The organism is Bradyrhizobium sp. CCBAU 45394, from assembly GCF_028128655.1.
In the GTDB taxonomy this organism is placed as follows: Bacteria; Pseudomonadota; Alphaproteobacteria; order Rhizobiales; family Xanthobacteraceae; genus Bradyrhizobium; species Bradyrhizobium diazoefficiens.
On record NZ_LBIX01000177.1, the window covers coordinates 765,069 to 779,325 of the forward strand.

The window sequence follows — 14,257 nt, forward strand, 5'->3', positions numbered from 1 at the left end:
ACCCGTCATCCTGAGGTGTGAGGCATGGGACGCAACGCGTCCCATGGGGAGCCTCGAAGGATGAACGGCCCGTCCGCTGCCGCGCAGCTACCGCCGCACCGCGTTCCCGCCGACCACCACCTGCGCAAAGCGCTGCGCGCCGTCCGCCGCCAGATCCGCCGTCACCGCGCGCGCGTGATCGAGGCCGACCACAGCGCCACGCGGGGTCTCGGAGATCATGTTGTTGTTGACGAGCGCGGTGCCGGCGCCCGGCACCACGGAGACGCCGATTCCGGCCAGCGCCTTGCGGATCACGTTGCCCGTGATCGCGACGTCGCGCAGATATTTGCCCCAGCCGGCGACGATGCCGTAGGACGGCGCGTTCTCGATCACGTTGCCGGTCACCGAGGTATCCGCCTCGATGTAGATGCCGACGCCGGCATCGTCGTCAGGCGCGGTGCCGATCGGCCGCTTCGGGATCAGATTGCGGATGATGTTGCCCTGGACCACCGCGATGCGGCCGCCCTCGTTGAAATTGCAGACGGAGACACCGACGGCGGCGCCGTCCACAATGTTGTTGGCGATCACGGCGGCCTCGAACGCGAACTCGGAATAGAGCGCGACCTCGCGCACATCGCTGACGCTGTTGCCTGTGATGTGGATGTTGGAGGCGGAATTGCCGCGCACCGCGGAATAGTCGCAATTTTTGATGCGGTTGCCGCGCACGATCACATTGCCGGCGCGGAAGGCGTTGATGGCGTTGCCGTACTGGCCGGAGCCGCCGGGGCCGGCCTTGATGTCCTCGATGCGGTTGTCTGCGACCAGCGTGCCGTCATCGCCGATCGCGCTGCGCAGGATCTCGATGCCGTTGTCGTTGGTGCCGATGATGGTGTTGCGGGCGACGCTGAGGCCCTTGGCGTCGAACGAGACCACGGCCGTCACCGCGATGCTGGTGAAGATGTTGCCGGAGATATCGCCTGAGATCTGCTCGAGCCAGATGCCGCTGCCGCCGGAGCCTGTGATCTCGCAATCGGTGATGCGGACGTCGCGGCCGCCGAGAACGTGGATCAGTCCGCGCCGTGTCGGCAGCGGGATGCCGCCACCGTCGAAGGTGATGCCGGAAAGGCCGATCGCATCGGCGCCGTCGCTCTGGATCGCCGACGGCCCGCCGGTGAAGACGAATTTCGTCGCGCCGCGCACGCCGATCAGTTGTGTGCCGTTCGGCAGCCGTAGCAATCCGCTGCGGTAGACGCCTGGCGGCAGCGCCAGCGGCATCTGCGCTCGCGCGGCCTCGTCGATGGCGCGCTGGAGTCCGCGGGTCTGGTCCTCGCTGCTGCCGGGCCGCACGCCATATTGCGTGGCATCGCGGCCGAGCAGCGACGTCAGCGGCGCCGCGCGCGCAGCGTCGACCGGCATGGCCAGCGCGCCGGCGATGCCGGCGGTCGAGGCTCCGATGAGATGACGCCGGTTGAGGTCCATGGATGCGTCCTCCGGCGGACGCGGGAAGTGTCCGCAGCGGTTAGGTAGCGCAGAAATGGCGCACGGCGGCCGGGGCGATGAGGATTGTTCGCGGTAGGGTTAAATGTTTACGCAAAGCGAGGTGCCGTAGGGTGGGCAAAGCGCAGCGTGCCCACCATTGTCACCCGGATTGAAAGAGAAGGTGGGCACGGCGCAAGTGCGCCTTTGCCCACCCTACGAAGTGCGGGCCTTCCGGGCCAATCGCACCATTTCCATCAGCATGGCTTCCCCGGCATCCACCAGTTCCTCCAGCGTGATCCGTGGCGCACCCTTGAGCCGCACTGTACCGCTGCGCGCAAGCAGCGGAATATGGATGAACGCCGCCAGCCGTGGCCCGCCGTCCCTCGCGTTCTCGATCGCGCGCCAGCTTAAGTAGTTGCAGAGATAGGCGCCGGCATCGCGCGAGGCGCGTGCATCGATGCCGGTGAGGCGTGCGGCGCGCAGCAGCCTTGCGGTGTGCGGGCCGAACAGCATCGCATCCGCATGGCCGGCGATGCCGCGCTTGCTCGAGCGCGTGTTCGCGGCATCGGGCCAGAGCATGGTGACCGCGTTGCGCGCGCGGGTCTCGACGCGCAGGTACGAGGTCCGCGCCGCAAGGCCGAACATCAGCAGCGCGTCGGGCTTTTGCGCCGCGAGCACCTCCGGCAATTGCCGGTCAACGGCGGCATAGGTCACAGGGAAAATGTGGGTCGCAAGTTCGACGTCGTCGAGTGCCGGGCGGCGCAGCCGCGCCAGCCGTGCCACCAGCGGCTGTGTCGGGTTATAGGGCGCGCCGGGGAAGGGACCGAAGCCGGTCAGGAGAACGCGGAGCTTTTGGCTCATTGCAGCAGCCCCAGAATCTGCTCGGCGGCGAGCGCCGGCGTGAGATGGCCGTCGGCGACTTCGGCCTCGATCTTCCGAACCTTCGTGCGGACCGATGCCTCGCTGCGCAGCCGCGCCAGCATGCGCTGCTCCAGCATCGACCACATCCATTTCACCTGCTGCTCGCGCCGGCGCGCGGCGAAATCGCCGGACGCGTTCATCGCCTTGTGGTGATCGAGGACCTTTTGCCAGATCTTTGCGATGCCGTCGCCGGTCAGCGCCGAATAGGTCTCGACCGGCGGGTGCCAATGCTCGGACCGCGGCGCCAAAATATGCAGCGCGCTGCGATAGTCGGCGGCGGTGATGTTGGCGCGCTTGAGATTGTCGCCGTCGGCCTTGTTGATCGCGATCATGTCGGCGAGCTCGACCAGGCCCTTCTTGATGCCCTGGAGCTCGTCCCCGCCGCCGGGCAGCATCAATGCGAGGAAGAAGTCGGTCATGTCGCAGACCGCCGTCTCGGACTGGCCGATGCCGACGGTCTCGACCAGCACGACGCCGAAGCCGGCCGCCTCGCATAGCAGCATCGCCTCGCGCGTCTTCGCGGCGACGCCCCCGAGCGTGCCCGAGGATGGCGAGGGGCGGATGAAGGCGTCATCCGACGCCGACAGCCGCGCCATCCGCGTCTTGTCGCCCAGGATCGATCCGCCGCTGCGCGCCGAGGACGGATCGACCGCGAGCACTGCGACCTTGTGGCCCTGCTCGATCAGATAGGTGCCGAGCGCGTCGATGGTGGTGGACTTGCCGACCCCGGGCGAGCCGGTGATGCCGACGCGAAACGCCTTGCCGGTGTCGGGCAGCAGCATCTGCACGAGCTCCCGCGCCAGCGCCTGGTGGTCGCCGCGCCGGCTCTCCACCAGCGTGATGGCCCGGGCGAGGGCCGCGCGACTGCCGGAGCGGAGGTCGCGCGCGAGGGATTTGATGTCCAGTGAAACCTTCTTCTCAACCATGCCTTGCTTTACAACGCCCCGGCGGGGCAGGCGAGGGCCGCCCGCCCCCTATCACCGGGATGTTGCTGCCGCCGTCTGCACCGGTTTCACCTTGCGCCAGACCCACACCATCACTGGCCACAGCAGTGCGCCGATCGCCATGGCGGCGAGGATGGCAGCGACAGGGCGCTCGAAGAACGGCAGGATACTGCCGTCGGACTTGATCAGCGAGGTCACGAAGGCCTGCTCGACCATGGTGCCCATGACGATGCCGAGCACCATCGCGGCGACGGGATAGCCGTTCGCCTCCATCACGTAGCCGATCACGCCGAAGGCGGCGACGGTGACGACGCCGAACATGTTGTTGCCGATCGCGAACGAGCCGACCGCGCAGCACAGCATGATGATCGGCATGATGGCGGAGCGCGGTGCCAGCAGGATGTAGGCGGCGATCCGGATCATGGCGATGCCGAGCGGGATCATCAGGATGTTCGCGATGATGAACATCAGGTAGATCGCGTACATGCTCGACGCCTTCTCGGTGAACAGCGTCGGGCCGGGATTGAGCCCCTTCATGTAGAGCACGCCGATCGCGATCGCGGCGATGGTGTCGCCGGGGATGCCGAACAGCAGCGAGGGCACCCAGCCCGAGGCGATGCTGGCATTGTTGCTGGCGCCGGCCTCGACCAGGCCTTCGACATGGCCGGTGCCGAATTTCTCCGGCTCCTTGGAGAAGCGCTTGGACATCGCGTAGCTGACCCAGGCGGCCATGTCGGCGCCGGCGCCGGGCAGCACCCCGATGATGATGCCGACGATGTTTCCGCGCGTCATCTGCCAATGGTATTTCCTGGTCAGCTTCCACTGGCCGGCCATGATGCTTCCGAATTTTCGACGCGGCAGTGGAGGTGGTTCCGGCGTCAGCATCGCGCGCATCACCTGCGCCACCGCGAACACGCCGACCAGCGCCGGGATCGGCTCGATGCCGCCGAACAGGTCGGTAATGCCGAAGGTGAAGCGCGGCACGCCGCCGGGATTCTCGATACCGATACAGGAGACCAGCAGGCCGAGGAACATGCCGGCGATCGCCTTCACCGGCGAGGAGCGCGCGACCAGGGTGGCGCACATCAGGCCGAGCAGCGCCAGCCAGAAATATTCGAAGGTGGAGAACGACAGCGCGACCTCAGCGAGCGGCGGCGCCAAGATCATCAGCGACAGCACGCCGGCGATGCCGCCGACCGCTGAGAACCAGACGCCGGCCCCGAGCGCCAGCTCGGCCTGGCCCTTGCGCGTCATGGCATAGGCTTCGTCCGCATAGGCGGCGGACGCGGGCGTTCCGGGAATGCGCAGCAGGGCGCCGGGAATGTCGCCGGAGAAGATCGCCATCGAGGACGCCGCGACGATGGTCGCGATCGCGGCGATCGGCGACAGATAGAAGGTGACGGGGACGAGCAGGGCGGTCGCCATCGTCGCCGACAGGCCCGGCAGCGAGCCGATGACGAGGCCGTAAACGGAGGCCGCGAACATCGCGATGACCACCTCCCAGGTGGAGATCAGCGCGAACGCTTCAATCAGGGTCTTCAGCATGGATCACCAGGGCGTCGGCAGCAGGCCGGCAGGAAGCGGCACGCGCAGCAGCTTGCCGAAGATGAGGTGGATGGCGAAGGGCGACAGCGCGGCGAGCGGCAGCGCCAGCTTCCACTTGGCGCCGAGCGCGGTCGAGGTCACGTAGACCATGATCGCCGCGGTGATGATGAAGCCGAGCCGGTCGGCGGCGACGACGTAGAACAGCAAAAGCGCCGGCGGCAGCAGCGCACGCAGGCCGTAGAGCTTGCCCTGCGGCGGCGGGCTTGCGGCCTGGCCGCCCTCCAGCGGGATCAGCTCTTCCTCCTCCTCGAAGGAATGGCCGATGCCGAACACGATCGCGAGCCCGCACAGCGCAAGCCCGGTGCCGATCACGAGCGGAAACACGTTGGGGCCGACCGGCTGCCCCGGCACCGGCGGCAAGATGTAGCCGCCATAGGCAGAAGCGGCGCCGAGCACGACGAGAAACGAGCCCGTGACGGAGTCGGGAAGACGCATGGGAGGAGTCCTGTGGGGTTTCTTCTCCCTCTCCCGTTCTTACGGGGAGAGGGGGACTTTCCGCGCGGACGGTGAGAGTTGGACTCGCGGAGACCCCCCTCACCCGAATTCGAGCGGAGCTCGAATTCGACCTCTCCCCGCACGCGGGGAGAGGTGAAGGTTCACGCCTTGCTCAAACCTGCGGCCTTCATCGCTTCGCCCATCTGGGCGTCGCCCTTGTCCATGAAGCCAGCGAACTGGCCGGCATCGCCCCACACCGTGCCGAAGCCGCGATTGCTCATGAAGTCCTTGAACTCGGCGGAGTCGTAGACCTTCTTCAGCGCCGCGGTGAGCTTCGTTGCGAGCTCCGGGGGCAGGTTCTTGGGTGCGCCGATGCCGCGCCAGGCGCCGGTCGCGTATTCGATGCCCATCGCCTCCTTCAGCGTCGGCACGTCCGGGAAGATTGGGTTGCGCGCCGGCGCCATGATGGCGAGGCTCCTTGCCTTGCCGGCCTCGATGATGGCGCGCGCTTCCGGCACCGAGCAGGTGGTAAGGTCGAGGCCGCCGGCGGCGAGATCCTGCATCGCGGGCGCGGCGCCGTTCGACGGCACCCAGGCGACCTGGTTGGCGGGCAGGCCCATCGCCTGCATCCAGCCGACCAGCGCCAGATGCCAGATGCCGCCCTGGCCGGTGCCCGAGGCCTTGAACTTGCCGGGCGGCGCGGCCTTGATCGCTTCGGCAAGGTCCTTGACCGTCTTGTAGGGCGAGGAGGAGGAGACCTGGATGCCGGGCGGGTCCTCGTTCATCAACGCCAGCGGGGTGTAGCTCTTCGGCGTCAGCTCGGTGAGGCCCTGCCAGTGCATCATCGAGATCTCGACCGTGAGCATGCCGATCGTGTAGCCGTCGGGCTGCGCAGTCGCGATCGCGGTATGGCCGACGACGCCGGAGCCGCCGGTGCGGTTCACCACGTTGAAGGGCTGGCCAAGGTCCTTTTCCAACAGGGCTGCGACAATGCGCGCAGTCGCGTCGGTGCCGCCGCCGGCGCCCCAGGGCACGATCACGGTGACCGGCCGCGCCGGATAGGCTTGGGCGCGGGCGGGCGTGAGACCGAATGCGGCGGACGCCGCGACCGCGGCGGATGAAGCCGCAAAAGCGCGGCGCGTAATCTTGGACATGAATGCCTCCCAGCGGCGCCCGTGACACCGGGCGCTCTTAATGACGGCATTCTAGTCAGCTTTGCAGCGCGGCTGCAAGGTAGCGCTACCAGAGCGCTGTGAGCAATGTGTCGCTGCTCACGCGATGATCATTGCGGTTCTTCCACATCGCCCTTCGGTCGTGCGCCGCCGAAAATGCGCGTGCCTTCCGCGGTGAGGTAAGGCTTCAGCGTCTCCCACGGCACGAATGCGACATATTCGCCTTCGGCGTAGGGACCGACCGCGTAAGGCGGATAGTGGAACGTGAGCCCGGAACTCTTGCCGGCTTCGGTCGACGGGGCGAGCGTCACCGCGCCGATCTTGAGCAGGCTCGGCTCCACGCTCTTGAACCACTCGTCGGTTGCGGTCTCGCTGGTGTCGCGCTTCTTCTTCTCGGCCTTGAGCGAGGCGATCACGGCTTTCAGCATCGCCTTCATGGTCGGGCCGCCATCGGCGGTCTCGTTGAAGAACGGGCGGATCGAGATGCGCTTGCGCTCGGTCTTGTCCCAGAGGATCGTGTTCACGTCCGAATTGGGATGGGCGCCGTGGGTGTCCATGTAGTCGTTGCGCAGGATGCTGGCATAGCGGTCGGCAACGACCGAGCGGATCGCATATTTGCGCTCGAAGTCCCAGCCGCCGTCCTTGAAGAACTGCGGATCTTCTTTGCGCGCGGCGGCGGCCTCGGCCGCGTTCTTGTCGAGCCACTTCCTGCCTTCGGCCAGGCAATCCGCCGCGAGCGCTGCATCCGCCTTGATCCTGTCGTCGAGGAAGACGCGCGCCTCGATGCTCTTGGTCTTGACGACGGCGTCGGGCTTTGGATCCGCGGCGAAGGCGGAGATCACGCACGTTGCGCTAAGCGCCATGGCGACGCTCAAACCGATCATGAACTTCAAGGGGAGTGCTCCTTACGTGAGCGTCAGAATATTTCGAGGATGTCGTCTGCGATCTGCTGCGCAGAGTGGGGGGAGGCGGAGCGCCGGACAGTCGCCTGCGCCTGCAAGCCGGTCGCGTCCTCGATGATCTGCTCGACGTCGATCAGGTTGAGCAGCGAGAAGGAGGCCTCCGGTTCGACCTCGACCAGGACATCGATGTCGCTGTCCGGCCGATAGTCGGCGTCGGCCCGCGAGCCGACGATGGCGAGCTTCGAGACGCCCTTGGCTTTGATGGCATCGGCGTTCTTGCGGATCGCAGCGATGATCTCATCACGTGTCATGAAGACAACCCGACCGGTGATACGGCCAGCGTAGCATCTACTCCGCCGCCTCGCTATGCCCGAGCCGGGCGTTCAGCTTGCGGATCAGCTCCTCGGCGGCGTCGGCGATCACCGTGCCCGGCGGGAAGATCGCTTCGGCACCGGCCGCGTAGAGCGCCTCGTAATCCTGCGGCGGCACCACGCCACCGACGATGATCATGATGTCGTCGCGGCCCTGCTTCTTCAGCGCGGCCTTCAGTTCAGGCACGGCGGTGAGGTGGGCCGCGGCAAGCGAAGAGACGCCGAGGATGTGGACGTCGTTCTCGACGGCCTGTCGCGCCGCTTCATCGGCGGTGGCAAACAGCGGCCCGATGTCGACGTCGAAGCCGATATCGGCGAACGCCGAGGCGATCACCTTCTGGCCACGGTCGTGGCCGTCCTGGCCGATCTTGGCGACCAGGATGCGCGGACGGCGGCCTTCCGCCTCCTCGAAGGCGTCGATCAGCGCCTGAACCTTCTCGACCCGGTTACCCATGCTGGACGCCTCCCGCTTGTAGATGCCGGTGATGGACTTGATCTCGGCGCGGTGCCGGCCGAACACCTTCTCCATCGCGTCCGAGATTTCGCCGACGGTCGCCTTGGCCCGCGCGGCATCAATGGCGAGCGCGAGCAGATTGCCGTTGCCCTCGCCGGCCGAACGCGTGATCGCGGCAAGCGCGGCATCGACGTCCTTCTGGTTGCGCTCGGATTTCAGCCGCGTCAGCTTGTCGATCTGGAGCCGGCGGACGTTGGTGTTGTCGACCTTGAGGATATCGATCGGGGCCTCGTCGGTCGGCTTGTACTTGTTGACGCCGATCACCGCCTGCTTGCCGGCGTCGATGCGGGCCTGGGTCTTGGCTGAAGCCTCCTCGATGCGCAGCTTGGGCACGCCGGCCTCGATGGCCTTCGCCATGCCGCCGAGCTGCTCGACCTCCTGGATGTGGCTCCACGCCTTGGCGGCGAGATCGCGCGTCAGACGCTCGACATAATACGAGCCGCCCCAGGGATCGATGATGCGGGTGGTGCCGCTCTCCTGCTGGAGGAAGAGCTGGGTGTTGCGGGCGATGCGGGCCGAGAAGTCGGTCGGCAGTGCCAGCGCCTCGTCGAGCGCGTTGGTGTGCAGCGACTGGGTGTGGCCTTGCGTGGCCGCCATCGCCTCGACCGTCGTCCGCATCACGTTGTTGAAGACGTCTTGCGCGGTCAGCGACCAGCCCGAAGTCTGGCAATGCGTGCGCAGCGAGAGCGAGCGCGGGTCCTTCGGGTTGAACGGCTTGAGCAGCTTCGCCCACAACAGGCGCGCGGCGCGCATCTTGGCGACTTCCATGAAGAAGTTCATGCCGATCGCCCAGAAGAACGACAGCCGCGGCGCGAAGCGGTCGACGTCGAGGCCTGCGGCAAGTCCGGCGCGCAAATATTCGACGCCGTCGGCGAGCGTATAGGCGAGCTCGAGATCCTGCGTCGCGCCGGCCTCCTGCATGTGATAGCCGGAGATCGAGATCGAATTGTATTTCGGCATCTTCGTGGAGGTGTAGGCGAAGATGTCGGAGATGATCCGCATCGACGGCGCAGGCGGATAGATATAGGTGTTGCGCACCATGAACTCTTTCAGAATGTCGTTCTGAATGGTGCCCGAGAGTTTTTCCGGCGGCACGCCCTGTTCGCCCGCGGCGGCGACGAACAGCGCGAGGATCGGAAGCACCGCGCCGTTCATGGTCATGGACACGCTCATCTGGTCGAGCGGGATGCCCGCAAACAGCGTGCGCATGTCGTAGATGGAATCGATGGCCACGCCGGCCATGCCGACGTCGCCGCCGACGCGCGGATGATCGCTGTCATAGCCGCGATGGGTGGCGAGGTCGAAGGCGACCGAGAGGCCCTTCTGTCCGGCAGCTAAGTTGCGGCGATAGAACGCGTTGGAATCCTCCGCCGTGGAGAAGCCGGCATATTGCCGGACCGTCCAGGGCTGGTTGACATACATGGTCGGGTAGGGGCCGCGCAGGTAGGGCGCGATGCCCGGATAGGTCTCGAGGAAATCGAGCCCGGCGAGGTCGGCCTCGCCATAGGCGGGCTTCACCAGGATGCCCTCGGGCGTCAGCCACGGCTCGGCGCTGCCGGCCGGCGCGGCGGTGGTTGCTCTCTCGAAGGCGACATCGGCGAAATTGGGAATGCGGCTCATGGTTTCGACCATATCATAGACGCTCAATCATGGTCCGGATGCTGATGGCTGACGATTGTCGCCATCTTCTCCGGCCCGTAATTCTGTTGCGTGGTCTGGCTCGGCAAATTGGCGATCCCGACCACCCAGCCGAGGCGGGATTCGGTTCCATATTGCCGTGTCGGCACCACGTGATCCGGACGATCGAACGTACCGGTCATGATCTCGATGCGCGGGCCGTCGATGCTGCGGAAGCTCAGCGGCGTGCCGCAGGCGGCGCAGAAATCGCGCATCGCGATGGACGAGGAGCGGAACGCAGAGGGCGTGCCCTTGGTCCAGGCGAAATCACCCTTCTCGATGTCGGCGTAGGAGGCGAACGGCGCACCGGTCGCCTTCTGGCACATCCGGCAATGACAGATGCTGATCTTCGCCGGCGCTGCCAAGACCGCAAAGCGGATGGCGCCGCATTGGCAGCCGCCGGTGAGAACTGGTTTGCCTGGCTCGGTCATGCCTGCTCCATCCGTCGATAGGCGTCTTGCAGCGTGGCAAGCGCATCGCCCCCGGCGAAGACAAAACCCGTGACGCCGGCGGCCCGTAAACCTGCCTCGGCCTCGGTCGGGCGGCCTGCCAGATAGATATGTCTGGTGCCTGCGGTTTGCAGGGCCTTCGCCGCGGCTTCGGCGTGTTCCGCATAGACCTTGTCGCTGGAACAAAGGCAGGCAAGCTCTGCACCGGAGGCCCTGAACGCGGCGACCAATTTGGCCGGATCAGCAAAACCCTCGCTGTCGACGGCCTGGATGCCGCCGGCCTCGAAGAAGCTTTTCGCAAAGGTCGCGCGTGCCGTGAAATCGGCGGGCGTGCCGAGATTGGCCAGGAACACCTTTGGCCGCGCGCCGCGCGCCTTCAACGCCGCGTCGGATTTGTCGCGCAGCGCTTCGAACGGTTCCGACAGCCGGATCGGCGGCAGCGCGTCGAACTTGTATTTCTGTTCGCCGTAGGGTGCGAGCGCGACCGGCGTCGCCTTCAGCACCGCCGTCTCGCGCTCATGCAGGTTCGGAAACTCGCTCGCGCCGGTCAGGACGTCGCGGCGTTTTGCAATGTTGGCATCGCGCGCTTTGCGGGCGGCCGCGACCTTGCTCTGAAACAGGCCCTGCTGAAGCGCGGCAAAGGCGCCGCCGGCCTTCTCGCTCTCCTGGAACAGCGCCCAGGCCGCCTCGCAAAGCTGCGCCGTGAGCGTCTCGATGCCGCCTGCGCCCGCCCCGGGATCGCTGACCTTGGCGAGGTTGCTCTCCTCCAGCAGCAGCAGTTGCGTGTTGCGCGCCACGCGCCGCGCGAACGGATCGGGTAGTCCGAGCGCCAGCGTGTGCGGCAGCACCGTGATCGCGTTGGCGCCGGCAAGCCCCGCCGCGAACGTCGCCATGGTGGCGCGCAGCATGTTCACATAGGGGTCGCGCTGCGTCAGCATGCGCCAGGCAGTATCGGCGGCGATGAACAACGGCTTCGGCGTCAGTCCGCATGCCGTCTCGATGCGCGCCCACAAGAGCCGCAGCGCGCGGAATTTTGCCATGGTCAGGAACTGGTCGGCGTCCGCGGCGAGCCGCGCATAGACCATGCCCTGCGCGGCTTCCAGCGGAACGCCGGCGCCTTCGATCGCGCGAAGATAGGCGACGCCACAGGCGAGCACGAAGGCGAGCTCCTGCACTTCCGAGCCGCCGGCATCGTGGATCACGCGTCCGTCGGCGGACGCAAACGGCCCCTTGAAGCCGAGCGCGGCGAGACCCTTGATCGCGCCGGTGAGGGCAGGAGCGATCTCCTCCCAGGTGTAAGGGCTGTGGCCCCACACCGCGCAGGCGGCGAGCGGATAGAGACCGAAGCGGATGTCGCAGGCCGCGGGATCGAGGCCCTTGCTCTTTACATATTCCGCGACATGGATCGCGGCCATCCGCGATTGCGGACCGATTTGAAGCTCGATGCCGATGCCGGCATCGAGATGAATGTCCTTCAAGACCTTTGCGATCGCGTCGGCTGTCGGTTCCAGGCCGAAACCGTGGGCGTCATTGCCACCGGCGAACACCAGCGCGAGCCCGGTCGCGCCATTCTCCAGATCCTGCAAGGCCTGCGCGTTCGCGGCCGCCGCGTCGGGATGGTCGATCCGCTGCATGATCTGCCACGGCGCGGCAGCAGCCCGCCCGACCACGGGCGCAACGCCCCTGGCGCGCGGATAGAGCGGATCGATCTTCAGGCCGTCATAGGTCTTGCCGACCAGCTTCTCGAACGGCGCGCCCTTGAGCACGCCATCGACCAGCTTGCGCCAGTCTTCGACCGTAGCCTTGGGAAAATCCGCCGCCAGCGGCAGGTCGTCAGTCACGGAGGTCATGCGGCGAGGGGCTCCCGAAAATCTTGTTGTTCGCAGGCGAAATTGCCACGGCGGACCGTCCCTGCAAACGGTTGTTTTTGGTTAACCGGTATCCGGAAGCCGCTCAATGCCTTGCGTCGAGACGCTGGAAAGCCCGTCACGTACGCGAATGCCCGAGATCACGCGGTCGGGCGCGATCTCGGCCAGCGGCACTAGCACGAAGGGGCGCTCGAACAGGCGCGGATGCGGCAAGGTCAGGTCGGGCTTCTGCAGCCTGACATCGTCATAGGCGATCATGTCGAGATCGAGCGTGCGCGGCCCCCAGGGCCGCTCCTTGGTCCGCGTACGGCCGAATTTCTGCTCGACCTTCTGCAGGACGAACAGCAGCGCGTGCGGATCGAGGCCGGTCTCGATCTCGATGCAGGCATTGATGAAGGGATCCTGCTCCTCATCGCCCCAGGGCGGCGTTGCATAGTCCGAGGAGCGCGCGATCAGCGCGGCCTGTGCCATGCCGCAGATGTGCGCGATCGCCTTGCCGAACGTCGCGCGGACATCGCCGACATTGCCGCCCAGTGCGATCAGCACGCTCGCCATATCAAGGGTGCCGCGAGCGCGTCAGCATGATGCCGACATCGTCGAAGATCGCAGCGATCGGCGCATGCGGCTTGTGCACGGTGATCTTCACGGCGCGGATGCGCGGGAAGTGCGACAGGATGGCGTCGGCCACCGCGCCGGCGGCGCGTTCCAAGAGCTTGTAATTGGTGTTCTTGAACGCCGCCGTCGTGGTCGCCACGACTTCGGCGTAGGACACCGTATCGGCGAGCCGGTCGGTGCGCGAAGGCTCCGACAGGTCGGTATAGAGCTCGAGATCAATCACGAAACGCTGGCCGACTTCGGTTTCGTGATCCATGACGCCGTGGCGAGCGTGGATCGACAGGCCGGTCACGAAGATCGTATCGGTCATTGCTTGCTCTCGATTGCGTTCGCGACCCGCAGGGCCTGCAAGGTCTCGGCGACGTCATGGGTCCGGATGATCCTGGCGCCGCGCTGCGCGGCGATGAGATGCGCCGCGATCGAGCCGGCGAGCCGCTCTTTCGGTTCCGACGGCGACACCGAGGCGATGAAGCGCTTGCGCGAGGCGCCGACCAGGATCGGCAGGCCGAACATGTCGAATTCGCGCAGCCGCGCCAGCGCGGTCATGCTCTGCTCGGCGGTCTTGCCGAAGCCGATGCCGGGATCGAGCACGATCTTGTCGCGTGCGATGCCGGCCTTGGCGGCGATATCCAGCGAGCGCAGGAAGAACGCCTTCATGTCCGCGATGATGTCGATGGCGGAATCAACGCTCTCGCGGTTGTGCATGACGATGACGGGGACGCCTCTGGCGGCCACCAGCGGCGCCATGCCGGCATCGCGTTGCAGGCCCCAGACGTCGTTGGCGATCGCCGCGCCCTGGTCGAGCGCGAAGGCCACCACCTCCGCCTTCATGCTGTCGATCGAGACCGGCACGCCGAGCGCAACCACGCCCGATAGCACCGGCCTCAGCCGGGCAAGCTCGTCCTCGGCCGTGACGGCCTTGGCGCCCTTGTAGGGCCGGGTGGACTCCGCGCCGATGTCGATGATGTCGACGCCATCGGCGATCATCGCCCGGGCCCGTTCGAGCGCCAGGTCGGGCGCGATGAAATCGCCGCCGTCTGAGAAGGAATCCGGGGTGACGTTGAGCACGCCCATCACCGCCGGGAGTGGCCGTTCCAGCAGTGTCCGCAGCACGTCACGCCCGGCCGAGCCGGCCGGCGGGACGGAAGGGGATGGCAAGGCATTCATGCGCGTGGATGTGCGCGGTCGGGGAGGGGGAGTCAAGACGGGATTGGGGGCGATCCGGTCGCTCCGATCCGTTCCGGGCCAGTGAGGGAACGATGCTCTTGCCCGCGCTCCGTCATTGCGAGCGCAGCGAAGCAATCCAGAATCTTTCCGCGGCGGCAG

At 66.6% G+C, this 14,257-nt stretch carries 14 protein-coding genes; all 14 read right to left on the bottom strand.

Annotated features, from left to right (window positions below):
• Positions 1–87: 87 nt before the first annotated feature.
• On the bottom strand, positions 88–1,458 hold the full coding sequence (locus tag WN73_RS44250) for a TIGR03808 family TAT-translocated repetitive protein (protein WP_028172298.1): 1,371 nt from the start codon (positions 1,456–1,458) through the stop codon (positions 88–90).
• Positions 1,459–1,671: 213 nt separating this feature from the next.
• Positions 1,672–2,319, bottom strand: a complete 648-nt coding sequence (locus WN73_RS44255; RefSeq protein ID WP_028172297.1) for a pyroglutamyl-peptidase I — start codon at positions 2,317–2,319, stop codon at positions 1,672–1,674.
• Positions 2,316–3,305, bottom strand: a complete 990-nt coding sequence (gene meaB / locus WN73_RS44260; RefSeq protein ID WP_028172296.1) for a methylmalonyl Co-A mutase-associated GTPase MeaB — start codon at positions 3,303–3,305, stop codon at positions 2,316–2,318. Before meaB ends, WN73_RS44255 begins: the two co-directional genes overlap by 4 nt.
• Before the next feature lie 51 nt (positions 3,306–3,356).
• Positions 3,357–4,868 (bottom strand): tripartite tricarboxylate transporter permease, encoded by a 1,512-nt coding sequence (locus WN73_RS44265; protein ID WP_011085833.1) that lies wholly within the window; start codon positions 4,866–4,868, stop codon positions 3,357–3,359.
• 3 nt (positions 4,869–4,871) lie between these two features.
• On the bottom strand, positions 4,872–5,363 hold the full coding sequence (locus WN73_RS44270) for a tripartite tricarboxylate transporter TctB family protein (RefSeq protein ID WP_011085834.1): 492 nt from the start codon (positions 5,361–5,363) through the stop codon (positions 4,872–4,874).
• 161 nt (positions 5,364–5,524) lie between these two features.
• The gene (locus tag WN73_RS44275; protein ID WP_028172295.1) at positions 5,525–6,517 is read right to left on the bottom strand and encodes a tripartite tricarboxylate transporter substrate binding protein; all 993 of its coding nucleotides are present in this window, start codon (positions 6,515–6,517) and stop codon (positions 5,525–5,527) included.
• A gap of 128 nt (positions 6,518–6,645) precedes the next feature.
• Positions 6,646–7,419, bottom strand: coding sequence for an RsiV family protein (locus WN73_RS44280; RefSeq protein ID WP_028172294.1), 774 nt, complete (start codon positions 7,417–7,419; stop codon positions 6,646–6,648).
• 32 nt (positions 7,420–7,451) lie between these two features.
• Positions 7,452–7,748: a nucleotidyltransferase family protein gene (locus WN73_RS44285; RefSeq protein WP_011085837.1), complete on the bottom strand. Its 297-nt coding sequence runs from the start codon at positions 7,746–7,748 to the stop codon at positions 7,452–7,454.
• 37 nt (positions 7,749–7,785) lie between these two features.
• Positions 7,786–9,942 (bottom strand): methylmalonyl-CoA mutase, encoded by a 2,157-nt coding sequence (scpA, locus tag WN73_RS44290; protein ID WP_271558457.1) that lies wholly within the window; start codon positions 9,940–9,942, stop codon positions 7,786–7,788.
• Between the two features lie 23 nt (positions 9,943–9,965).
• The gene (locus WN73_RS44295) at positions 9,966–10,430 is read right to left on the bottom strand and encodes a GFA family protein (RefSeq protein WP_271558449.1); all 465 of its coding nucleotides are present in this window, start codon (positions 10,428–10,430) and stop codon (positions 9,966–9,968) included.
• The gene (locus WN73_RS44300) at positions 10,427–12,298 is read right to left on the bottom strand and encodes a methylmalonyl-CoA mutase family protein (protein WP_271558450.1); all 1,872 of its coding nucleotides are present in this window, start codon (positions 12,296–12,298) and stop codon (positions 10,427–10,429) included. Before WN73_RS44300 ends, WN73_RS44295 begins: the two co-directional genes overlap by 4 nt.
• An 81-nt stretch (positions 12,299–12,379) precedes the next feature.
• Positions 12,380–12,871: a 2-amino-4-hydroxy-6-hydroxymethyldihydropteridine diphosphokinase gene (gene folK / locus WN73_RS44305; RefSeq protein WP_028172292.1), complete on the bottom strand. Its 492-nt coding sequence runs from the start codon at positions 12,869–12,871 to the stop codon at positions 12,380–12,382.
• Position 12,872: 1 nt separating this feature from the next.
• Positions 12,873–13,241 (bottom strand): dihydroneopterin aldolase, encoded by a 369-nt coding sequence (gene folB / locus WN73_RS44310; RefSeq protein ID WP_027544155.1) that lies wholly within the window; start codon positions 13,239–13,241, stop codon positions 12,873–12,875.
• Complete coding sequence (folP, locus tag WN73_RS44315) at positions 13,238–14,098, bottom strand: dihydropteroate synthase (RefSeq protein WP_028172291.1); 861 nt, start codon at positions 14,096–14,098, stop codon at positions 13,238–13,240. The genes folB and folP overlap by 4 nt, the downstream gene beginning before the upstream one ends.
• Between the last annotated feature and the right edge of the window lie 159 nt (positions 14,099–14,257).